We start from the raw sequence: 21,206 nt of genomic DNA on the forward strand, positions 1-21,206 counted from the left end.
CTTCCTACAGATAATTGACCAGGCTCATCTTCATGATCATGGACGAGGATTTGAGGACCGCCTCATAAGACAGCTGCTGGTTGGCCAGCTCCGTCAGAAGCGTGGCCAGATCCGCATCCTCCACATTGCTCATGCGCTCGGTTTCGTTGAGTTTAAGGCCGGAGAGAACGGTGTCGGCCACGTCGAGTCGGTTTTCCCGCGCACCCACGGAGGCCAGCTGGGTGGTGAAATATTCGTGGCCGGTCTTCAGGCCGTCCAGCGCCTCGGCGCAGCCCTGCTGGTTATTGTTTTCAAGCGCGGCCACCAGCTTGCCCACGGTGACCATGATGTTCTTGCCCACGTCGGAATCCGAGAACACCGGCTGAGTCCCGTTTTCATAGTAGCCACCAAAAATTTCCGCTCCGACATTGTTGAGCCGCAAATACTGCCCGGCGGAAATCTCCACGTTGTGGGCCGCCGTCTGGGGATGGATGACGAACTGGGCGTTCTTGACGAGCGAGGCCTCGGCACCTCGCGTCGTAAGCACCAGCTTGCCGCCGGGCACCAGCAGCTCGACCGGAGCAGGAACAGCGGGAGGATCAGGAGGCGTGGTAGGAGTTGGAACGGGGCTATTAGAAGCCGTATGCCCCTCGGACCAATTCACCCCTCCGTCGATACTATAAGAATATTTGATTTTTTCAGTGGCGGACGTGCCGAGCACAATTGATTCCTCGATACGTACCATTACGTCACTTGAAAAAAGCCCGCGTCCCTCGGCGTTGACCGCCACCCCCATCTGAATGACGCCCGTGGATCCGGCTTTTACTTCAAATGCGGCTCCCTCGAGATCCGAGCCGGACAAGCGCACCTGACCGTAAGGCGTATTCACTATGCAGGAGGTTGAATCCGGAATAGTGGTGGTCCATGACTCGGTCGTCCCGTTGACCTCGGCCGAAACGGTGATGTCCAGATTCGCCCCCGCCGCCGCGACGGAAACCTTCACATCCTTCTCGAACCCACCAAGAGGCTGAGCGACAACGTCGGGATCGCCCGCTGTATAAAGCACCGCAGACTGGGACTCATGATCGCCCTTGTACACCGCCGTGGGCGCGATAGTCAGCCAAGAGCCCTGCGACACCGAGGTGTTGGAGGGAGGCGAAAGCGTCACTTCATGGTTTGAAGGCAGATTCACGCTGACCCCGCCCAAATTCAACGTTCCGTTGGCGTCCCATGTCCCTGTTTCCCAGGTCGCGCCCCCATCCTTGCTGAACCGGCAATCCGGCCTCCCGCTCACAGGGACGACCGTCCCTTCGGCCCCCAGAAACTGGACGACGAAGCTGTGGCTGGCCAAGCCCGTGGCCAGGCCAAGGCTGTTGCCGTCCTGGTCGTAAACCATGAGCGCCTCCTCGAAGGCGCTCTCGTCAAATTTCTGGCCGCCAAAAATGGCGTTGCCCTCGAAACGGGTGTTGCCCAGATTGACCAACTGGCTGAAAAGCTGACGGACCTCGTAGGAGGTGGCCTCGCGGTCTGAAGCGGTCATTGTCCCGGAAGCGCCCTGTTCGGCCAGCCCCTTGAGTTTGGTCAAAATGGTGCTGACCTGGATCATGGATTCATCGGCCAGGCCGAGCCAGCCCTTGGCCGTGTCAATATTGGAGCGATACTGGTCGATGGAAGCCAGGGAAGAGCGGTAATTGAGCACACGGGCAGTGCCCACCGGGTCATCGGAGGGGTTGTTGATGCGCTTCTGGCTGGAAGCCTGCATGTTCAAATCCATGAGCTTGGACTGGGTGTCCTGCAGATTGTACAGAAAATTGCTGTACTGGTTACGAAGGGATACGCGCATGTCCCGCCTCCATTAGTTCTTGAGCCCCAGCAGCACTTGCAGCATGGACTCGGCGGTGGTGATCAGTTTCGCAGCCGCGGTATAGGCGTGCTGAAACTTGATCAGGTTGGTCATTTCCTCGTCCAGATTCACGCCCGAGACGGATTCCTGCCGCGATCTCAGGTCATTTGCCAGGGCCTGCTGGTATTCATAATTGAACTTTGAAGACTGCGTGTCCGAGCCCGCCTTGGCCACCAGCGTGGAATAATATTCCCCCAGAGTCTGGATGGTCTTACCTTCGCTTACAGTACGCGTGGTCACGGCCTTGTTCTGCAAGGCGGCAAGGGCGGCGGCCGTGGTGTTGTCGCCCTCGTTCATCTCCCCGGCGCCGTTGACGTGGCCGGTGTTGATGCGGGATATGTTGCTGCGCACATCGTTGTTGAGGGACAGGGTCTGAGCGTCGGAGCCGTCGAAAAAGGTATTGATGCCCAGGGCAGCAAGCAGGCCGGTGGAATCGGAACCAAAGGCGAAATCATAGCCGTCTGCGGCTTCGATCTGCAGATGGTTGTCCAACACGGAGGCCGTGAGCTTGCCGGGAAAAACTCGATTTATAGCTCCAACAACACTTTCGAGGGAATGATCTTTGGCAACGAAATTTTGCACCCCGGCATCCGCGCTGAAATCCAAAGCCGAAAACTGCACCTGCGCTCCGGTATTCTTGTCGTAAACCCCGATCATGAGGTTACCGTCTTCCAGTTTGTCGCCAAATGCCGACCCAGCGCCGGTTTGCAGGGAAAGCTCGCTGCTCGTCACTCCGTAGGTCCCGGCTACTTGTTCGAAACGTTCAAGTCCCGTGCCCTGGGAATGGATACGGTTGACTTCCCAAGCCAGGCTCTTGGAAAAGGCGTCCAGCTTCTCGATATAACCACCCACGCTCGCATCCCGAAACTGGAAGTACCCGGCCAGGGTACCCCCGGTCAGACGACGTTCGTTATCTTCGCCGTTGGGCATGATCTGGGGAGTGATGTTGATCCTGGAGGAGGTGGTCTCGTACCAGAAAAGAGATTTCTTAGGCAGTATCTGAAAGCGATCGTCTTTCTGCAATGTACCATTAACATCGGCCCCGACTGGAAACGTCAGAGTGCCCTTGCCGTCGGGCAGCAGAAAAGCCTCTCCCGTGTACTTGAATACATCGCCGCCCGCTTCATTGGTCATCCAGGTCTTGCCGCCATCCACGGAAATCCTGAAATCCAGCGTTTCATTAGATCCAAGAGGAACGTCCACGGGAGGATCATTGCGAATTTCTATAGTATATTCGCTGGAACTTTCCCCGTCAAAAGTCGGCAACCCTTTATAGGTAGAGGTGCTTTTCAAATTCGCAATAGACGTCGGAGAATCGAAAGCCAACCGAAAGGCACTGACGCCATCAACCAGAGTATGCCCGGCCTGGGTGGTGATGGTCACGTTGCCAAGGCCGTTGTCGATATATCTGATATCGATCTTTTCGGCCAACTTCCGAACCAGGGCCGCACGTTCGTCGCGCAGTCCGTTGGCGTTGTTCTTGCCAGTCTCCTCGGTCACGGTGATCTGTTTGTTCAACGCGGCAATGCTTTCAAGAAGCGTATTGATCTCGCCGACTTCAGCATGAATGGTATCATCGGTCTGAGACTGCAGACGCTGCAGATCGCCGTAGACAACCCCGATGGCCTGCTCTAGATTTGAGGCATGGCCGAGCAGGGCCGAGCGCACGCTCTGATTGTCGGGGCTGGTGGCCAGGGTCTGCCAATCGGCCCAGAACGCGGACAGGGCCGAGTTGACCCCTTGCGCGTTGGATTCGTTGAAAATCATTTCAACGTTCTGCAGATTCTCGTAGAGCTTCTGCCAACGCTGCTGCTCCGAACTTTTGTCATTGTACATGATCTCGGTGAACTCATCGAAATAACGGATGACTTCGGCCGCGTTGACCCCTGTACCAAGCTGGCCCGGAGTGTAACTGATGTAGTAGCCATCCTCGAAGCGCACCGCCTGACGGCTATAACCTTCGGTATTGGCGTTGGAAATGTTGTTGCCGACGACCTCGATGGCCGACTGGTTGGCAAAAAGGGACTGCTTCCCGATATTGAACAGGGATGCGATGCCGGGCATCAGAGCCTCCCGCGCACCAGAGTCGCCGTGGCCGTGCGGTCCTGCCACGTCCCCTTGGCCGAGTAGGTGTTGCGCTCCCTCGGTGCGACCTGATTCTGAAAATGGCTGAGCAGCACGCCGCTCTGCTTCCACAGGGCCATGGCCAGATCGGCGTTGATCGAGGCCAGATGGCCGCTGTCCTGCTCATGCGTGACGATCTTGGCCCGCCACGTTTCAAAGATGCGCCTGTCCGCGGCGGGCAAGGTCTCCAGAAAAACAGCCAGATTGGTCATGCCCGCAGATTGCAGGCGATGGACCAGAGCCTCGCGTTCGCGCACGAGCTGTCTGATCAGGTCCTGGATGCACATCTCAAGTCCCGTCACCTGATCCGGCGCGCCCGCCCGCAACAAGGCGTATTCCTCGCGCAGGAGCTGACAGAGAAGCTCTGTGCCTTTTGCCTGACGAATGAGACTGCCAAGAATGATCTGTTGCATATCGTGCTTCCTTACACATGAGCGGTAGTGAAAATTAAGGCCGAGACAGGAAATCCCTGCTTGGCGCACCCTTCATTTCCCTGATCTTTGCAAAATGCCGACCAGCATGCATCAGATCCTCCAAAGACAGCGCCAGAGGCCCTTTCCCGTCCCTGACGCAGACGTCAGCGCCATGCCCACCGGCAAGAATTTCCCCGTGGCCACAAGCACTAAGGGCCGTCCTCGCCATCCATGCGCACAACGCGCAGGGCATCCTCAAGATCCGTGGGCATGATCTTCGTCTGAGCCTCTCCGGACTGCGACCTCTGCTCGATGCTACGCGCCAGCATCTCGGCCTCATGCTGGGCCGTGATCGCGGCCAGCGTGCGGGGGGGCACTGCCGCGGCCTGCGTCCCGGACGGAGCCTTGCCGCGATCCGCCACGTTCAGGGGATGCAAAGGAGCCGTCGAGGTCGTGTCGCGGCTGGCATTGACCAAGCGCTCGGAAAGATTCGCATAGAGCATGTCGGACAAGCCGATGCCCCCGCTTTGCGACATCTTGACTGAGAGTTCCTGGTCAAACATGGACAGATAGCTCTCCTCTTCCTTGGAATGAAGCAATCCTTCCTTGGGCACGGAAGCGCGCATCTGCTTCCAGATCTGGCCGATGAACACAGCCTCGAAATCCTGGCAGGCCTTCTTGAGCTTGACCTCATCCAGCCCCTTTTCGGGCTGCACCCGGGAGCGCAGATCCCGCAGGCGTTCCTGCAGGCTTTGCGTCGGATCAGGTTCGGGCAGGCCCGTGGTGATAATCTCGTTCATGCCGCCTCCGCTGGCTAGAGGACCTCAAGATCGGCATGCAGGGCGCCCGCCGATTTCATGGTCCGCAGAATGGAAATGAGGTCCCGGGGAGTGGCGCCGATGGCGTTCAGGCCATCGACCAGCTCCTGGATGGAAGCCCCGGCCATGAGGACGAGTCTCCGCTGCTCTTCGCGGACGCCGATCTCGGTGGACGGAGTGATGGCCGTCTGACCCGGGGAGAACGCTCCGGGCTGGGAAACCTGGGGCTGCTCGGACACGACCACGTTCAGGTTGCCATGGGAAACGGCAACCCGGGACAGGGTGACGTTGGAACCCAGAACCACGGTGCCGGTCTTTTCATCGACAACCACCTTGGCCCGGCTGTCGGGCTGTACTTCCAGATTCTCAAGAGAGGCCATGAGCGCGACGATGTTCCCCTGATACTGGGGAGGAATTCCGAGCCTTATGGAAGAGGCGTCCTGGGCGTGGGCGTACTGGCCGCCGATGGCCTTGTTCAGGCTGTCCGCGACCTGCTTGGCCGTGGAAAAATCCTCCACGCCCAGCTGGATGGTGATGTCCTTTTGCTCATTGAAGCTGAAGGGCACGCTGCGCTCGACCACCGCGCCGCCGGGGATGCGACCCACGGTGGTGATGTTCTTGGTCGCCGTGGCCGCATCTCCTCCGGCCGAAAACCCGCCCACGGCCAGGGAGCCCTGGCACAGGGCGTAAATGCTGCCGTCAATGCCCTTGAGTGGGGTCATGAGCAGCACGCCGCCAAGCAACGAGGACGCGTCCCCCACGGAGGATACTGTCGCGTCGAGCCGGGACCCCGGTCTGGCCGAAGCCGGCATCTTGACCGTGACCATGACCGCTGCGACGTTTTTGGGCTTGAGCGCTGCCCGGTCGACCTTGACCCCCATGTTTTCAAGCATATTGGCCATGGATTGGATCGTGAACTGCGAACTGCTCTTGTCTCCGGTTCCCGGCAGGCCGACCACCAGTCCGTAGCCGACGAGATCGTTGGAACGCACCCCGCCGAAGCTGGCGATATCCTTGAGACGCACGGCCCCGGCCGGCATGGCCAGGCCCATGGTCAGGCCAAGGGCGAGAAGCAGGAAAGCGAAGCGTCTGGTTTTAGAATGGCCACACATTGTCAAGTATCCTCGCAAGCCACCCGGGGCGTTGTTTATCGGCCAGGACGCCCTCGCCGTAAAGTTCGATGCGCGCTTCGGCCAGACTGGTGGACATGATGGTATTGTCGGCGTCGATGTCTCGATCCCGGGCCACACCCTGCACCAGCACGATCTGGGTCTCGCCGTTGACCCGCGTCTCGCGGGCCCCGACCACTTCCATGAGTCCGCCGCCAAGAACCCGGGTCACCCGGGCGGCCACGGTGGTGGTAAGGGAACTTTCGCGCTTGGTTTCGCCATCGCCCTCGAATCCGCTGGTGGACTTGGCGCTGACCAGAGAATCCGGACCCACGGTCGCGCCGGGAATGAGCGGTAACTTATCCTTGCCCAGATAGGCGCTTACGCCCAGATCCATGGAGCTCGCCCTGTCGGCCGTGGTCGAGGCCTTGCTCTTGGACAGCGTGGTCTCCACGACCTTGATGAGCAGGATGTCGCCGACCCTTTTGGCCCTGGCGTCGGCAAAGAGCATGGTCGCCCCGTCCGGATCGAAGAGCGAACCCGGATTTTGGGCCTCGGCCACCCGCTCCTGGGGAGGAGGCGTGACCACGGCCGCGGGCATGGGCGGACGGCCTGTGGTCCGGCATCCGGTCATGGCCAGCACGGCCAGCGTGAACATAAAGAATTTTTTCTGCATATTTCCTCCCAGCCTACGGCACACGCACCGTTTCTGCGTCGACAACCTGCGCGGCCACCACTCTGCGGCTTTGCATGTTTCGGACCCGGATGGTGTTGCCGATGCCGCCGTCCTCGAGACTTTCGACCGGCACGGTCAATTTGAGTGTCTGCCCCGCATAGACAAGGGTCAAAATCTGCCCCTTGGCCACCACGGGAATGAATTCCACCGCGTCGGCACTGATGACCTGCCCCTCGCCCACCGCCGCGGTCATGCGCAGGGGCAGATTGCCTCCATCCCAGGGCGCTCGCGCCATGTAAGCCAGATTCTTGCGCGCAAAGCCCACCAGGCCCGGCTCCAGGATGTCGCCCCTGTTCAGGACGCGGGCGGCGCAAGGCACGGTCTTCCAGACATCGGCGAAAACCGTGCCCGTGAAGCTCTGCACCGGGCGCCCGTCCTCGGTCACGGCCTCAAGGCGCAGGCTGATCCGCCCCGGCGCGGGAGTGCCCACGGGAATGACACGGACCTGAATCGGCTCCTTTTCCGGAAGAAAGAGATAGTCCGCCATGCGATACTCGCGGATTTCCACTTCGCCCCCGTGATGGGCCAGTGCATTCGTCAAAATTTTGTCGATGGCCGGCCGCAGGGACAGGGAGCTGAGCACCTGTCCCCCGCGCTGGACCTGAACCTGATCGGGAACGTCCACGGACGGCAGGGCCGTCCCGAAGCGCTGCACGATCAGTTCCCGGAGCCTGGCCCCATTGAGGTTGGCCCTTGCACCATCGAATTTGGGAGAGGCCAAAAGTGGTACAGTTCCGATGCCTGCCAGGATGGCCTTGGCGTCCTCGCCCTCGGCGCGGGCCAGATCGTTCAGGGTGATGGCCGGTCCGTCCACGCACACGGCCCCGGCCACGATCAGCCGGCCCTGGGCCACGGCCAGGCAGGGACAGAGCAGAAGAACGAACAGAGCCACGAAAAAACGCATGAGCTACCTCTTCAACTGATTGGCGGTCTGCAGCATCGTGTCGGCCGTGGTGATGGACTTGGAGTTGGCCTCGTAGGCGCGCTGGCCCACGATCATGTTGACCATTTCTTCCACGATCTCCACGTTCGACATCTCCAGAAATCCCTGGGCCAGGGTGCCGGCATTGTTCTCTCCGGGCACGCTCTCCACCGCCTCGCCGGATCCGTCGGTCTGCACATAGAGGTTGCGCCCCATGGCCTTGAGACCGGCGGGGTTGACGAAGGTGTAGACCGGAATGTCCGTGCCGGCGATCTCCGCTCCGGCCTTGTCCACGCAGGTCAAACGGCCGTCCTCGGTCACGACGATGTTCTGCGTCTCTGGCGGGACGATGAATTCAGGCTGCAGGGGGTGCCCGTTGTCGGTCACGATGCGTCCGTCGCTGTCGAGCTTGAAGGCGCCGCTTCTGGTGTAGGACTCCTCGCCGCTGCGATCGACGCGGAAAAACCCGTCGCCCTCGATGACCAGATCGAGCTGGTTGCCCGTATTCTGGAAATCGCCCTGCGAAAATATCTTGTGCACGGACACGGGCCGCACGCCCATGCCGACCTGCATGCCCACGGGCAGGCGATCGCCTTCCTGGTTTGAAGAGCCCGCGATCTTCATGTTCTGGTACATGAGATCCTCGAACTCGGCCCTGTTCTTCTTGAACCCGGTGGTGTTCACGTTGGCCAGGTTATTGGCCGTGACATCGAGATTGAGCTGCTGGGCAATCATGCCCGAGGCGCTGGTCCATAAAGCGCGAATCATATCTTCTTCTCCTTGCGGGATCACCCGCGCCCATCCTGCGTCCCGCGATCAGGTCGCGGGCGGCAAGCCTAGGGATATTATCTGGGCGCACCGACCTCTGCGATGGCCTTCTTGTCCTGCTCGAACGAGCCGCTGATCATCTTCTGGTAGGCCTCGAAAGCACGCATGGCCTCGATCATGTTGACCATCTCCGAGACCACGTTCACGTTGGCCGCCTCCAGAAAGCCCTGCTCCACGGTGGAATCCTCGGCCGGGATGGCCTGTGCCTCCGCACCCGGGCGGATGCGCAGCAGGGAATTGCCCACCTTTTCCAGAACGCGAGGGTCCTCGACGCGAACCAGATCGATGGTATCGACAAGTTCGCCGTCAACGGAGAACCCGCCGTCGGCGTCAACCAGCACGGCTCCCCCTTCCGCTATCTGCAGGGGGCCGCCCTGGCCCAGGAGCTGATTGCCGTGGGCGTCCACGACAAAACCCTCGGCCGAGCGATGGTACACGCCCTGACGGGTCAGGAATTCCCCTTCGGGCGTCTGGACCCGGAAAAAACCGTCCCCTGCGATGGCCAGGTCAAGCGGGTTGCCCGTGCTCTTCATTGGTCCCTGGGACATGTCGATGACCGCCTCGGAAATCCTGGGCTGCGCCAAAAGATTGGGCTGCGGCCAGGGTACCTTCTCGTTCAGAGTGGTGTTAGGGTCGACCATGTCATGGGCATAGCGGCGAAAGGTATCCCGAAAGGCCAGTTTTTCGCTCTTGAAACCCGTGGTGTTCACGTTAGCCAAATTATTGGCGATGCTATCCAGTCGATGTTGCTGTGTAAGAGCCCCGAATACGGCGCTATAACTGCTGTCTTGCATGGGGGGTCCTCCTTGGTAACGCTCATTGAGCAAATACCAGGCCACTTGAAATGCATGATCGCCGGGTTCACAAGGGCCACGGGAAAAAAACACTTGACTGCCATCCCCCCACTCATGCAAGGGAAACGGTTGCAGAGCGGGTGTAGCTCAATGGCAGAGTACAAGCTTCCCAAGCTTGGAGTCGCGAGTTCGACCCTCGTCACCCGCTCCACTCCTGTATGTGGTCATACTGATTTTCGGTAGCTGATGGGGGTGGGCCTTTTCGTGGTCCACCTTTTTTTTTCCGATAGGCTTATAAGATGGACAAAAACGAAATACACGCGCGGCTCATGGAAATGGTGACTCCCCTGTGTCAGGCCCGGGACCTCGAAGTCTGGGGCATCGACCTGCTTTTCGCGGCCGGGGGACGGCACAAGATCGTACGGGTCTATCTGGACTCCGAACACGGGGTCGGCATCGACGAATGCTCGGAGGTCAGCAGACAGCTGAGCCTGGCCCTGGACGTGGAGGACATCATTCCCGGAGCATTCACACTGGAAGTGTCCTCGCCCGGCCTTGAGCGGCCGTTTTTCTCCTTGGAGCAGCTGCAGGCCCATGTGGGGCAGACGGTGCGCATCCGCATGGAAAACCCGCTTGAGGGCAGAAAAAATTTCAAGGGGCGTCTGCTCGGTGTCGAACCGCCCATGTTTACGCTGACCGACGACAGCAATACATTTGAATTGAACTGGGACGATGTGGGCAAGGCCAACCTCGTCTACGAGCCCTTTGATCAGGGCAAGAAACGATAAATTTCGGAATACGGCGGGTTGTTTCCGCACGGAGAACGGAGGACGTTCATGAATTTGGAACTCAAAAAAGCCATCGACCAGATCAGCAAGGACAAGGGCATCGACCGTGAAATGCTGATCGACACACTGGAAGAAGCCATTCGGGCCTCCGTGACCAAAAAATACGGTGACAAGATGGATATCGAGGTCACCTTCAATGAAGAGACCGGCGAGATCGAAGTCTACCAGTTCAAAATCGTGGTCGAAGAGGTCGAGGATCCCGACACGGAGATTCTCATGGTCGAAGCAGTCAAGCACGACCCCAACGTCGAGCTTGACGACGCCATCGGATTTCGCCTGCAGGTCGAGGATCTTGGCCGCATCGCCGCCCAGAGCGCCAAGCAGGTCATCATCCAGCGCATGCGCGACGCCGAACAGGAAATCATCTTCGAGGAATACAAGAACCGCAAAGGCGAGATCGTCAGCGGCATCATCCAGCGTCGTGACCGTTCCGGCTGGATCATCAACCTCGGCCGGACCGAGGCCCTCCTGCCCAAGGACAAGCAGATCCCGCGTGAACGCTTCCGTCAGGGCGACCGGGTCGAGGGACTCATCATCGACGTACGCAAGGAAGGACGCGGGCCGCAGATCATCATCACCCGTTCCGATCCCGAGTACATGACCGCCCTTTTCCGCCGTGAAGTGCCCGAAGTGGCCGACGGCACCGTGAACATCATGGGCGTGGCCCGTGACCCGGGCCTGCGCGCCAAGGTCACCGTCCTGTCCCAGGATTCCAACGTCGACCCGGTCGGCGCCTGCGTCGGCATCCGCGGCTCGCGCATCCACAGCATCGTGCAGGAACTGCGCGGCGAGCGCATCGACATCGTGCTCTGGAGCCCGGACATCGCCACCTACGCGGCCAACGCCCTGTCCCCGGCACGCATCTCCAAGATCGCCATCGACGACGAGGAAAAATCCCTGGAAGTCGTGGTACCCGAGGATCAGCTGACCCCGGCCATCGGCAAGAAGGGCCAGAACGTCAAGCTCGCGGCCAAGCTTCTGGGTTGGAAGATCGACATTTTCACCAACAGCCGCTTCAACAAGGTGCACAAGAACCGCCACCTGCTGGAACAGCTGGCTAGCGCGGCCCAGGTCTCCGTTGCGGACTTCACCGAAGCCGGCTTCGATTCCCTTGAAGCCATGGCCGCCTGCACCAACGAGCAATTGCTCGACATCCAGGGCATCAGTGAAGAAAACATCGGCGCCCTGCGCGGAGCATTGAACCTCCTCATCAGCCAGAACCGGGAAGAAACCCCGGAAGAATCCGAGGAATCGGAAACAAAAGGCGCGGTCGAAGGGGAAGATGCTGATTACGCGGACGGAGACGAAGCATAGATGATCCCAGCGGACGACAAGACCGCCTGCGCGCAAGGGCCTATACGCATGTGCGTGATTTGCAGGCAGCGCTTTTCCAAAGAAGAACTATATAGATTTACCTGCCCTGTTCACGGAGAGCTCACTCTGACCGCTGACAGCACCGGAAAAACACCGGGACGGGGTTTTTATCTTTGCCGCGATGCGGCGTGCCGGAACAAATTCGAGCGATTCAAGGGCTGGCAGAAGAAATGTAAGGGGGTTGGGCATGTCCACTAGATTGCGGGTGAGAGACCTTGCCACGGAGCTTGATATCTCCAGCAAGGATTTGATGACGTTATTGCGGGAACTCAAAATCCCGGCCAAGAGCCATATGAGCAGCCTGACCGACGAAGAAGTCGGACAGGTCCGCAATCACCACCAGAACCGGGCCGCCGCGCCCCAGGTCGTGGACACGCGCGCCACCTCTGGCGTCATCGTGCGCAAGCGGCACAAGGTCTCTGCCGCCGAGGCCGAAACCCCGGAAACGGACGGCGAAGCACAGCCCAAGGACGGAACTCCCGCCGAGACCCCGGCAGAAGCGCCAGCCAAGACTGTGACTGAAACGACCGAGGCGACCGAGAAGTCCACGGCGCGCAAGCCTTCGAGGGCGGTCATCGTCACCCCGGCGCGCATCATCGAGGAAGTCTCCAGCGCCAAGGCCGCGCCCGAGGAATCCGCGAAGGAAGAGACGCCTGTGGCCGAGGCTCCGATCGCCGAAGCTCCAGTTTCCGTCGAAGAAGTCCCTGCCGAGCCGGTAGCCGCTGAATCGGCCGATGCCGATGCCGCAACCGCCGAAAAGACCGTTCAGGCACCTGCCGAGACTCCCGGTGAAGCCGGAGACGAGACAACCGCGGAAACCGAAGGCGAGTCCGAGGAAGCCAAGCGCGCCCGCAAGAAGACCAAAAAAGCCAAGCCCGCTCCTCCGTCCGTTCAGGTCAAGATCATCTCCCGGCCCACCATCGTCGAATTTCCCGACACCCGCGTGGACGGCCAGCCGGTTCGTCCCATGGGACCGGCAGCGCGCCCCATGGGTCCGGCAGGCTATACCCCGCGTCCCTCCGGACCGGGCGGACGTCCTTCCGGCCCAGGTGGCCCCGGCGGCCCCGGTGGTCAGCGCCCGAGCGCTCCGCGTCCTTCCGGACCGGCCAACCTCGGAGCTCCGCCACGTCCCGCCCCTGAAACCGAGGGTACCAAGGACAGCCGCGGCAAGAAAAAGAAGGGTCGCCGCACGGTGGAGGCAGCCGATCTGTACCGCAAGGAAGAATTCTCCATGGGCAAGGGCAAGAAGGCCCAGCGTGCCGAGGCTCGCAGAGCCGGTGGAGCCCGGGCCCAGGCACAGAACACGCAGCCGCTCAAGGCGTCCAAGCGCAAGATTCGCATCGACGACACCATCAGGCTGACCGACCTGGCCCATCAGATGGGCATCAAGGCCCAGGACCTGATCAAAAAGCTCTTTTCCCTGGGTGTGATGGCCACCATCAACCAGTCCCTGGATTTCGACACGGCCCTGCTCCTGGCCGCCGAATTCAAATATGAAGTGGAAAGGGCCGGATTCTCCGAAGACGACTTCCTGCTGCCCAAGGAGGCCGACAAGGCCGAGGACTTGAAGCCCCGTCCCCCTGTCGTGACCATCATGGGCCACGTCGACCACGGCAAGACCTCGCTCCTGGACGCCATCCGCTCCACCAGCGTGGCATCGGGCGAAGCCGGCGGCATCACCCAGCACATCGGCGCCTACCACGTGGCCACGTCACGCGGCGAGATCGTCTTCCTGGACACCCCCGGCCATGAGGCGTTCACCACCATGCGCGCCCGTGGCGCCAAGGTCACGGACATCGTCGTCCTGGTCGTGGCCGCCGATGACGGCGTCATGGAGCAGACCAAGGAAGCCGTCAGCCACTCCAAGGCGGCGGGCGTGCCCATCGTCGTGGCCGTGAACAAGATGGACAAGGAAGGGGCCGACCCTGACCGCGTCAAGCGCGAACTGTCCGATCTTGGGCTCATGCCCGAGGACTGGGGCGGCGATACCATCTTCGCCCACGTCTCCGCCAAGAAGCGCGAAGGTCTGGACGAATTGCTCGAACTTATCCTGCTGCAGGCCGAAGTGCTCGACCTCAAGGCCAACCCGGACAAGCCCGGCCGCGGCCACGTGGTCGAAGCCAAGCTGGACAAGGGCCGCGGCCCCGTGGGCACGGTTCTCATCCAGGAAGGCCAGATCACCCAGGGCGATGCCTTCGTGTGCGGCCTGATCAGCGGCAAGGTCCGCGCCATGTTCGATGACCAGGGCCGACAGATCAAGACCGCCGGACCGGCCATCCCGACGGAGATCCAGGGTTTTGAAGGCATCCCCGAAGCAGGCGACGAGTTCGTCATCGTCAAGGACGAGAAGGTTGCCCGCAAGATCGCCGAGGAACGCCGCGTCAAGCATCGCGACAAGGAACTGGCCAAGGAATCCAAGGTCACCCTCGAAAGCTTCCTGGCCACCAAGGCCGGCGAAGAGGCCCAGAACCTGAACCTGCTCTTGAAAGCCGACGTGCAGGGTTCCCTTGAAGCAATCTCCGAGGCCTTGCGCAAGCTGTCCACGGACGAAATCAAGATCGCCCTCATCCATGGCGGCGCCGGGGCCATCACTGAATCCGACATTCTGCTGGCATCGGCCTCCAACGCCATCATCATCGGGTTCAACATCCGTCCCACGGCCAAGATCAAGGAAGTGGCGGAGCAGGAAAAGGTCGACATCCGCTTCTACGACATCATCTACAAGCTCGTGGATGACATCAAGGCGGCCATGTCCGGCATGCTCTCTCCCGACATCAAGGAAGTGTACCTCGGCCAGGCCGACGTGCAGCAGGTGTTCAGCGTGCCCAAGATCGGCAATATCGCAGGCTGCATGGTCAGTGACGGCAAGCTCAAGCGCAACGCCAACGTCCGTCTGCTGCGCGACGGTGTGGTCATCTACACCGGCAAGCTCAGCTCCCTGAAGCGATTCAAGGATGACGCCAAGGAAGTGACCAAGGGCTACGACTGCGGTGCGGGCCTGGAGAACTTCAATGATATCAAGTCCGGAGATATCATCGAAGCCTTTGAACTGGTCGAGGAAGCCCGGACTATCTAGGCCCGGGTGGCCGTGAGGATCGACTAAGGTCCTCACGGAACCGGAAACCAAGGCATGGATTCCCGCCTGCGCGGGAATGACACGGAAGTGACGCGAACGGCCGGTGCGTCATCCCTGCTCAGACGGGGATCCATGCCTTTCATTTTTTCAGCACGTTGGATTTACGAACGGTACGCGGCCATGATCATCGGCACCCTGCGCCTGGAATTCCGCCTGCACGGCGTTTTTTCCTTGAAGGAAAAGCGAAAAAGCGCCAACAGCCTGAAGCAGAAGCTGCGCAACACCTTCAATGTTGCCGTGGCCGAAACCGAATCACAGGATTCCCATCAGGTCCTGGTTCTCGGGGTGGTCACGGTCTCCAACGATACGGCGCACGTACACAGCCGACTGTCCAAAGTACTGGCCATGGTGGAAGCTTCCACCGCCGACGAGCTTGTCCATGCCGACATGGACGTATTTGGAGCCTGATTTTTTATGCAAAGAAGCAATTCGAGACGCGCCATACAGATGGGCGATCAGATCATGCAGGTCCTGGCCTCGCTCCTGATTCAGGAGGTCGAGGACCCGACCCTTGCCCTTGTAACCATCACCGGAGTGCGCCTGAACCGGGATTTCAGCATTGCCGAGGTCCTCTACACCCACTTGCGCGGACGCGCGGCAGAGCCCGAGATCACCAAGGCGCTCTACCATGCCAAGGGTTTTCTGCGTTCGCGGCTGAGCAAGGAGCTCAACCTGCGCGGCATCCCGGACCTGCGATTCAAGTGGGACACCTTCCTCGAAGACATGGTGTACGATGCCCCTCCTGAAACAGATAGCTGAGCAACTGCGGGACGCGGACAATTTTCTTGTCCTCGCGCACGTTTCCCCGGACGGCGACGCCCTGGGCTCCATGCTGGCCATGGGAGAACTTCTCGACGCCCTGGGCAAGAAGGTGGTCCTCTTCAACGAGTCCGGCATCCCCCGTCGCTTTGAATGGCTCACGCCCAAACGCGAGATCCTGACCCGTTTGCCCGAGGAAGAGCCGGACAACCTCATCGTTCTGGACTGCGGCAGCGCCGAACGGGCCGGAGAACTCATCGCGCCGTGGCTCAAGACCAAGAAAGTGTTCAACATCGACCATCACCTGGGCAACCCCATGTTCGGCACCCTGAATTGGGTCGAACAGCGTGCGTCATCGGTGGGCGAAATGGTCGGCATGCTGGCCCGAAAGCTGGGAGTCCCGCTGGTGGGCCTGCTGGGCGAATATGTCTATTTGGCGCTCATTTCCGACACCGGGGACTTCTGTTTCAACAACACCCGACCCGAAACCCTGGAGATGGCCGCAGAAATCCTGCGCCTGGGCCTTTTGCCCGGACCTTTCCACGAACAGAAGCAATCCACCGGAAAGCTCAGCCAGCTTCAGATGCGCGGCACTGTCCTGCAACAGGCCCGCCTGTACGCGGACGGGCAGATCAGCCTCATCTGCTTTACGCGTGAACTCTTCGAGCAGACTGGAACAGGCCCCGAGGATACCGAAGGACTGGTCAACACCGTCCTCTACGTAAACGGGGTACAGGTGGCCATCAGCCTGCGCGAGGAAGAACAGGGCATCAAATTTTCGCTGCGTTCCAAAAGCAGCACCAACGTGCAAACCGTGGCCTTCCGCTTTGGGGGAGGCGGGCATCGCAACGCCGCCGGCGGGACCCTGCTCATGGACATGGAGCAGGCCAAGGCGACCATGATCCAGGCCGTGACCGAGGAGCTGGGCAAGTCATGAGCGCACCGTCACTGAAACAACTTGACGGGGTGCTGGTTTTGCATAAACCGGGAGGTCCCACTTCGGCCGATTGCCTGAATCAGATCAAGCGCCGCCTGGGGCAGAAAAAAATCGGGCACGCCGGTACCCTCGACCCCATGGCCACGGGAGTTCTGGTGGTCCTGCTCGGACAGGGCACCAAGCTGGCCGGCTATCTGGTCGATGGCCGCAAGACCTATCGGGGGCGCCTGATCCTCGGACAGACCACGGACAGCTACGATACGCAAGGCAAGGTTCTCGCCGAAGCGCCATGGGAACACCTGGACCCGGAGGCAGTGCGGGCCGAGGTGCTCGGCTGGAAGGGAACCATCAGCCAGGAAGTGCCCCCGGTATCGGCGGCCAAGCACCAGGGCAAGCCCCTGTATGCCTTGCACAGGGCCGGACAGGAAGTTCCGGTCAAGGTCAAGGATGTAACAATTTTCGATTCGCAGCTGCTCTCCATGGAGCTGCCGAGTCTTGATTTTCGAGTCACCTGTTCCGCGGGAACCTACATCCGCTCCCTGGCCCACAGCCTGGGGATGCGACTTGGGTGCGGAGCGGTGCTCAGCGAACTGGAGCGGGAGGCAAGCCACCCGTTCACCCTCGCCCAGGCTCATGATCTGGAAAAAGTGCTGGAAAGCAAGGATCTGCTCCACGAGCTGGTCCTGCCCATGACCCAGGCCCTGCCCCACTGGCCCAAGCTTGTGCTCAGTCACGAACAGGCCGCGCTGGTGCAGAATGGGGCATGGCTGCCGACGAGCCTTTTTCCCGATTATCCGGCCCAGGAAGGGGACCGGGCTCTCATGCTCTCCGCCGAAAGGGCCCCCCTGGCCCTAATGGAAGCGGGCATGCGCGCGGGAGTCCTGTCATGGGCCATCCTGCGCGGGCTTTGGCAAGCCTGAAAACTCTGGTTCGCAAAGTGGATATGGTCAGGTGGAAGAAACATGATAACCGGAGGATATGGCTGTGGTCTTAACCCCTGAACGCAAGGCTGAAGTTGTAAAGGAATATGGCAAAACCGAAACTGATACCGGGTCTCCTGAAGTACAGGTAGCCCTGTTGACCGAACGGATTACGTACCTCACTGACCACTTCAAAGGTCACAAGAAGGACTTCCATTCCCGCACAGGTCTGCTGAAGCTCGTCGGCAAACGCAGACAGCTTCTGAATTACCTGAAGAACAAAGACATTCAGCGTTACCGCGATCTGATCGCGAAACTCGGTCTGCGCAAGTAGACAGCTTTAAGGCGGGACCAATGGTCCCGCCTGCCCTTTTTTTGAACCGCGCTCCCGGCAGCATCACATGCCTGCGGTTTTGTGTTTAGTGCATGGCCCAACCCCGGTTGAACCATGCACTAAACACCAAACCCGCCGCCCGCTGCCCTCGACAGGGAGTGCCCAAACCATCACGAGGCAAATCATGGCAGCTTTTCAGACCACCAGACGCACCATCCCTATGGGCGACAGTGAAATCATCATCGAACACGGCAAGCTCGCGCTCCAGGCCAGCGGCGCCGTGACCGTGCAGTGGGGCGACACCGTCGTTCTGGTCACGGCCACCCATCAGGCCCTGGACCGGGTCGTGGATTTTCTTCCCCTGACCTGCAACTATCAGGAAATGCTCTATTCCGCAGGCCGCGTTCCCGGCAACTACTTCCGCCGCGAAGTGGGCCGCCCCAGCGAACACGAGACCCTGACCTCCCGGCTCATGGACCGTCCCATCCGTCCGCTCTTCCCCAAGGGCTGCACCAACGAGATCCAGGTCATCGCCACGGTCATCTCCTCGGACAAGGAGCGCTCCGCCGACATCCTGGCCATGCTCGGCGCTTCCACGGCCCTGCACATCTCCGAGATCCCCTTTGCCGGACCCATCGCGGCCATCCGCGTCGGCTACCGCGACGGACAGTTCCTCTTGAACCCCACGGCATCCGAGCTCGCCACAAGCCAGTTGAACATGATCCTGGCCGGTTCGCGCGACGCGGTGGTCATGGTCGAAGGCGGGGCCCAGTTCCTGTCCGAGGACATCATGACCGAAGCCGTGGCCTGGGGACACGCCCAGCTCGGACCCCTGCTTGATGTTCAGGAAGAGCTGCGCAAGGAACTTGGCAGAGAGAAGTTCACGGTCACTCCCCCGGCCGAGGACTCGGAACTGATTGCCGTCGTGGCCGAACTCGCCACCACGCCCCTGACCGAAGCCCTGGCAGTGCCCGGCAAGATGGATCGCCGCGATGCCAAGAAGAAGGTCAAGCAGAATCTGATGGAAGCCCTGGCAGCCAGATTTGCCGAAACACCCGAACGCGTCAGGGGTGTCGGCGAGATCATGGAAAAGCTGGAAAAGAAGATCGTCCGCCAGCGCATCATGAAGGACAAGATCCGCATCGACGGCCGCGACCTGACCACGGTCCGCCCCCTGATCATGGAAGTGGGTTTTCTGCCCCGCACCCACGGCTCGGCCATCTTCACGCGCGGCGAGACCAAGGCCCTGTGCACATGCACCCTTGGCAGCACCCGCGACGAGCAGCGCATAGAGACCCTGGCCGGCGACACATCCAGACGCTTCCTCATGCACTACAATTTCCCGCCGTACAGCGTGGGTGAAGCGCGCATGCTGCGTGCTCCCGGACGCCGCGAAATCGGCCATGGCGCCCTGTCCGAACGGGCCCTGAATCCCGTCCTGCCCGCGCCGGACGCGTTCCCGTTCACCATCCGCGTTGTCTCCGACATCATGGAATCGAACGGCTCGTCCTCCATGGCTTCCGTCTGCGGCGGCACCCTTGCGCTCATGGACGCTGGCGTGCCCATCAAGACTCCCATTGCGGGCATCGCCATGGGTCTCATCAAGGAAGGCGACGAGTACCTGGTCCTGACCGACATTCTCGGTGACGAAGACCACCTCGGCGACATGGACTTCAAGGTCGCGGGCTCCCGTGACGGCGTGACCTCCATCCAGATGGACATCAAGATCGCGGGCATCCCGGCCGAAGTCATGCAGAAAGCCCTGCACCAGGCCAAGGACGCACGCGTGCACATCCTCGACCAGATGGAAGCGCTCATCGCCGCGCCCAGAGGCGAGCTGTCCAAATTTGCTCCGCAGATGGACATCGTGCACATCTCCCAGGACAAGATCCGCGAAGTCATCGGACCCGGCGGCAAGAACATCAAGGCCATCTGCGAAGCCACGAGCGCCGACATCGATATCGACGATTCGGGCAAGATCTCCATCTTCGCTCCGGATTCGACCTCCCTGGCCAAGGCCCGGGAAATGGTCCTCTACTACGACCAGAAGGCCGAGCTGAACAAGGACTACGACGGAATCGTCAAGAAGATCATGGACTTCGGCGCGTTCATCGAAATCCTGCCCGGACTTGAGGGCCTGTGCCACATCTCCCAGCTTGCCCGCGACCGGGTCAACGTGGTGACGGATGTGGTTCAGGAAGGCGACGCCATCCGCGTCCGGGTCATCGACATCGAGCCTTCCGGGCGCATCAAGCTCAGCCGCAAGGCCATCATCCTGGAAGAACTGGGTGAAGAACCCGAACCGGTTCAGCCCCGCTCCGACCGCCCGCGTAACGACCGCCCGCGCGGCGGAGACCGAGGCGGAGATCGCGGTGGACCACGCCGTCGTTAATTCAAATCAAAAAAAACCCGGAAATTCCGGGTTTTTTTTGGCTCTCATTTTGCCGGTCATCCATCGCGTCTCGGATCACCGCCGGATGTAGTGGCTGAATTCTCCGCCCTGCACCCAGCGCTTCATCCCTCCGAAACCAGCGATAACGTTCCTGCAAGTCTCAAGGTCCGCTGGCGACATGGCCTTGAGACGCGTCGGCTGTCTGACCGAGCCAGGCATCGTTTGTTGAATCGTTGCCGAATGTACCGACTGGATTTTCTGTCCTGCACCCAACGCTTCAACTCTACGAGGCCGGTGAGGGAGTTCCGGCGGGGCTCAAGGCCATGTCGCCAGGGGGCCGCGTATCGCAAAATCAGCCGTGTTTTTTAAATTTTTATATTTTGCCCTGCACCCAACGCTTCATCCCTCCGAGACCAGCGAGAACGTTCCAACAGGTCTCAAGGGCCGCTGGCGACATGGGCTTGAGACGCGTCGGCTGTCTGACCGAGCCAGGCATCGTTTGTTGAATCGTTGCCGAATGTACCGACTGGATTTGTTGTCCTGCACGCAACGATTCAACTCTACGAGGCCGGTAAGGGAGTTCCGGCGGGGCTCAAGGCCATGTCGCCAGCGGGCCGCGTATCGCAAAATCAGCCGTGTTTTTTAAATTTATATATTTTGCCCTGCACCCAACGCTTCATCCCTCCGAGGCCAGCGAGAACGTTCCAACAGGTCTCAAGGTCCGCTGGCGGCATGGCCTTGAGACGCGTCGGCTGTCTGACCGAGCCAGGCATCGTTTGTTGAATCGTTGCCGAATGTACCGACTGGATTTTCTGTCCTGCACGCAACGATTCAACTCTACGAGGCCGGTGAGGGAGTTCCGGCGGGGCTCAAGGCCATG

The 21,206-nt window shown here is 60.5% G+C and carries 19 protein-coding genes and 1 tRNA gene; 11 read left to right on the forward strand and 9 right to left on the reverse strand.

Annotated elements, in window-relative coordinates; translation table 11 throughout:
- Positions 1–4 precede the first annotated feature (4 nt).
- From flgL to flgF, 9 genes are all read right to left on the reverse strand, one after another.
- Complete coding sequence (flgL, locus tag BMZ24_RS02965; RefSeq protein ID WP_092189102.1) at positions 5–1,822, reverse strand: flagellar hook-associated protein FlgL; 1,818 nt, start codon at positions 1,820–1,822, stop codon at positions 5–7.
- 12 nt (positions 1,823–1,834) lie between these two features.
- On the reverse strand, positions 1,835–3,946 hold the full coding sequence (flgK, locus tag BMZ24_RS02970) for a flagellar hook-associated protein FlgK (protein WP_092189104.1): 2,112 nt from the start codon (positions 3,944–3,946) through the stop codon (positions 1,835–1,837).
- Positions 3,946–4,419 (reverse strand): flagellar export chaperone FlgN, encoded by a 474-nt coding sequence (gene flgN / locus BMZ24_RS02975; protein WP_092189106.1) that lies wholly within the window; start codon positions 4,417–4,419, stop codon positions 3,946–3,948. Before flgN ends, flgK begins: the two co-directional genes overlap by 1 nt.
- Before the next feature lie 209 nt (positions 4,420–4,628).
- On the reverse strand, positions 4,629–5,219 hold the full coding sequence (locus BMZ24_RS02980; protein ID WP_092189108.1) for a rod-binding protein: 591 nt from the start codon (positions 5,217–5,219) through the stop codon (positions 4,629–4,631).
- A 14-nt stretch (positions 5,220–5,233) separates the two neighbouring features.
- Positions 5,234–6,349: a flagellar basal body P-ring protein FlgI gene (locus tag BMZ24_RS02985; protein ID WP_092189110.1), complete on the reverse strand. Its 1,116-nt coding sequence runs from the start codon at positions 6,347–6,349 to the stop codon at positions 5,234–5,236.
- The gene (locus BMZ24_RS02990; protein WP_092189112.1) at positions 6,333–7,022 is read right to left on the reverse strand and encodes a flagellar basal body L-ring protein FlgH; all 690 of its coding nucleotides are present in this window, start codon (positions 7,020–7,022) and stop codon (positions 6,333–6,335) included. The genes BMZ24_RS02985 and BMZ24_RS02990 overlap by 17 nt, the downstream gene beginning before the upstream one ends.
- A 13-nt stretch (positions 7,023–7,035) precedes the next feature.
- Positions 7,036–7,986 (reverse strand): flagellar basal body P-ring formation chaperone FlgA, encoded by a 951-nt coding sequence (gene flgA / locus BMZ24_RS02995; RefSeq protein WP_092189114.1) that lies wholly within the window; start codon positions 7,984–7,986, stop codon positions 7,036–7,038.
- Between the two features lie 3 nt (positions 7,987–7,989).
- Positions 7,990–8,772, reverse strand: coding sequence for a flagellar basal-body rod protein FlgG (gene flgG / locus BMZ24_RS03000; RefSeq protein WP_092189116.1), 783 nt, complete (start codon positions 8,770–8,772; stop codon positions 7,990–7,992).
- A gap of 77 nt (positions 8,773–8,849) precedes the next feature.
- Entirely contained in the window at positions 8,850–9,626 is a 777-nt protein-coding gene (gene flgF, locus BMZ24_RS03005) for a flagellar basal-body rod protein FlgF (RefSeq protein ID WP_092189118.1), read from the reverse strand.
- A gap of 136 nt (positions 9,627–9,762) precedes the next feature.
- Here flgF and BMZ24_RS03010 point away from each other — a divergent pair.
- The 11 genes from BMZ24_RS03010 (at position 9,763) to pnp (ending at position 20,326) form a co-directional block, all read left to right on the forward strand.
- Positions 9,763–9,837, forward strand: a tRNA-Gly gene (locus tag BMZ24_RS03010).
- 88 nt (positions 9,838–9,925) lie between these two features.
- Entirely contained in the window at positions 9,926–10,414 is a 489-nt protein-coding gene (locus BMZ24_RS03015) for a ribosome maturation factor RimP (protein WP_092189120.1), read from the forward strand.
- A 48-nt stretch (positions 10,415–10,462) separates the two neighbouring features.
- Positions 10,463–11,788 carry a transcription termination factor NusA gene (gene nusA / locus BMZ24_RS03020; protein WP_092189122.1) on the forward strand — a complete coding sequence of 442 codons (1,326 nt, stop codon included), beginning with the start codon at positions 10,463–10,465 and terminating at the stop codon, positions 11,786–11,788.
- A gap of 48 nt (positions 11,789–11,836) precedes the next feature.
- Positions 11,837–12,046, forward strand: coding sequence for a YlxR family protein (locus BMZ24_RS03025; protein ID WP_092189540.1), 210 nt, complete (start codon positions 11,837–11,839; stop codon positions 12,044–12,046).
- Entirely contained in the window at positions 12,036–14,924 is a 2,889-nt protein-coding gene (gene infB / locus BMZ24_RS03030; RefSeq protein ID WP_092189124.1) for a translation initiation factor IF-2, read from the forward strand. Before BMZ24_RS03025 ends, infB begins: the two co-directional genes overlap by 11 nt.
- Before the next feature lie 54 nt (positions 14,925–14,978).
- A complete protein-coding gene (locus tag BMZ24_RS03035) occupies positions 14,979–15,392 on the forward strand; it encodes a DUF503 domain-containing protein (protein WP_425266258.1) in 414 nt (137 codons plus the stop codon).
- Between the two features lie 6 nt (positions 15,393–15,398).
- Positions 15,399–15,743 carry a 30S ribosome-binding factor RbfA gene (gene rbfA / locus BMZ24_RS03040; protein ID WP_092189544.1) on the forward strand — a complete coding sequence of 115 codons (345 nt, stop codon included), beginning with the start codon at positions 15,399–15,401 and terminating at the stop codon, positions 15,741–15,743.
- Positions 15,718–16,680: a DHH family phosphoesterase gene (locus tag BMZ24_RS03045; protein ID WP_092189126.1), complete on the forward strand. Its 963-nt coding sequence runs from the start codon at positions 15,718–15,720 to the stop codon at positions 16,678–16,680. The genes rbfA and BMZ24_RS03045 overlap by 26 nt, the downstream gene beginning before the upstream one ends.
- Positions 16,677–17,600: a tRNA pseudouridine(55) synthase TruB gene (truB, locus tag BMZ24_RS03050; RefSeq protein ID WP_092189128.1), complete on the forward strand. Its 924-nt coding sequence runs from the start codon at positions 16,677–16,679 to the stop codon at positions 17,598–17,600. Before BMZ24_RS03045 ends, truB begins: the two co-directional genes overlap by 4 nt.
- 64 nt (positions 17,601–17,664) lie before the next feature.
- Positions 17,665–17,934, forward strand: a complete 270-nt coding sequence (gene rpsO / locus BMZ24_RS03055; protein ID WP_092189546.1) for a 30S ribosomal protein S15 — start codon at positions 17,665–17,667, stop codon at positions 17,932–17,934.
- A 184-nt stretch (positions 17,935–18,118) separates the two neighbouring features.
- Positions 18,119–20,326: a polyribonucleotide nucleotidyltransferase gene (gene pnp / locus BMZ24_RS03060; protein ID WP_092189130.1), complete on the forward strand. Its 2,208-nt coding sequence runs from the start codon at positions 18,119–18,121 to the stop codon at positions 20,324–20,326.
- Positions 20,327–21,206: the final 880 nt, after the last annotated feature.

This window comes from Desulfomicrobium norvegicum, assembly GCF_900114595.1.
Lineage (GTDB): Bacteria > Desulfobacterota > Desulfovibrionia > Desulfovibrionales > Desulfomicrobiaceae > Desulfomicrobium > Desulfomicrobium macestii.

Excerpts from the sequence above, each read along its gene's own strand:
- BMZ24_RS02990 (WP_092189112.1), bottom strand. The coding sequence starts at position 7,022 with ATGCAGAAAAAATTCTTTATGTTCACGCTGGCCGTGCTGGCCATGACC.
- pnp (WP_092189130.1), top strand. The coding sequence starts at position 18,119 with ATGGCAGCTTTTCAGACCACCAGACGCACCATCCCTATGGGCGACAGT.
- truB (WP_092189128.1), top strand. The coding sequence starts at position 16,677 with ATGAGCGCACCGTCACTGAAACAACTTGACGGGGTGCTGGTTTTGCAT.
- BMZ24_RS03025 (WP_092189540.1), top strand. The coding sequence starts at position 11,837 with ATGTGCGTGATTTGCAGGCAGCGCTTTTCCAAAGAAGAACTATATAGA.
- flgG (WP_092189116.1), bottom strand. The coding sequence starts at position 8,772 with ATGATTCGCGCTTTATGGACCAGCGCCTCGGGCATGATTGCCCAGCAG.
- BMZ24_RS02985 (WP_092189110.1), bottom strand. The coding sequence starts at position 6,349 with ATGTGTGGCCATTCTAAAACCAGACGCTTCGCTTTCCTGCTTCTCGCC.
- flgL (WP_092189102.1), bottom strand. The coding sequence starts at position 1,822 with ATGCGCGTATCCCTTCGTAACCAGTACAGCAATTTTCTGTACAATCTG.
- BMZ24_RS02980 (WP_092189108.1), bottom strand. The coding sequence starts at position 5,219 with ATGAACGAGATTATCACCACGGGCCTGCCCGAACCTGATCCGACGCAA.
- nusA (WP_092189122.1), top strand. The coding sequence starts at position 10,463 with ATGAATTTGGAACTCAAAAAAGCCATCGACCAGATCAGCAAGGACAAG.
- flgA (WP_092189114.1), bottom strand. The coding sequence starts at position 7,986 with ATGCGTTTTTTCGTGGCTCTGTTCGTTCTTCTGCTCTGTCCCTGCCTG.
- BMZ24_RS03045 (WP_092189126.1), top strand. The coding sequence starts at position 15,718 with ATGCCCCTCCTGAAACAGATAGCTGAGCAACTGCGGGACGCGGACAAT.
- rbfA (WP_092189544.1), top strand. The coding sequence starts at position 15,399 with ATGCAAAGAAGCAATTCGAGACGCGCCATACAGATGGGCGATCAGATC.
- flgK (WP_092189104.1), bottom strand. The coding sequence starts at position 3,946 with ATGCCCGGCATCGCATCCCTGTTCAATATCGGGAAGCAGTCCCTTTTT.
- infB (WP_092189124.1), top strand. The coding sequence starts at position 12,036 with ATGTCCACTAGATTGCGGGTGAGAGACCTTGCCACGGAGCTTGATATC.
- flgF (WP_092189118.1), bottom strand. The coding sequence starts at position 9,626 with ATGCAAGACAGCAGTTATAGCGCCGTATTCGGGGCTCTTACACAGCAA.
- flgN (WP_092189106.1), bottom strand. The coding sequence starts at position 4,419 with ATGCAACAGATCATTCTTGGCAGTCTCATTCGTCAGGCAAAAGGCACA.
- BMZ24_RS03015 (WP_092189120.1), top strand. The coding sequence starts at position 9,926 with ATGGACAAAAACGAAATACACGCGCGGCTCATGGAAATGGTGACTCCC.
- BMZ24_RS03035 (WP_425266258.1), top strand. The coding sequence starts at position 14,979 with ATGGATTCCCGCCTGCGCGGGAATGACACGGAAGTGACGCGAACGGCC.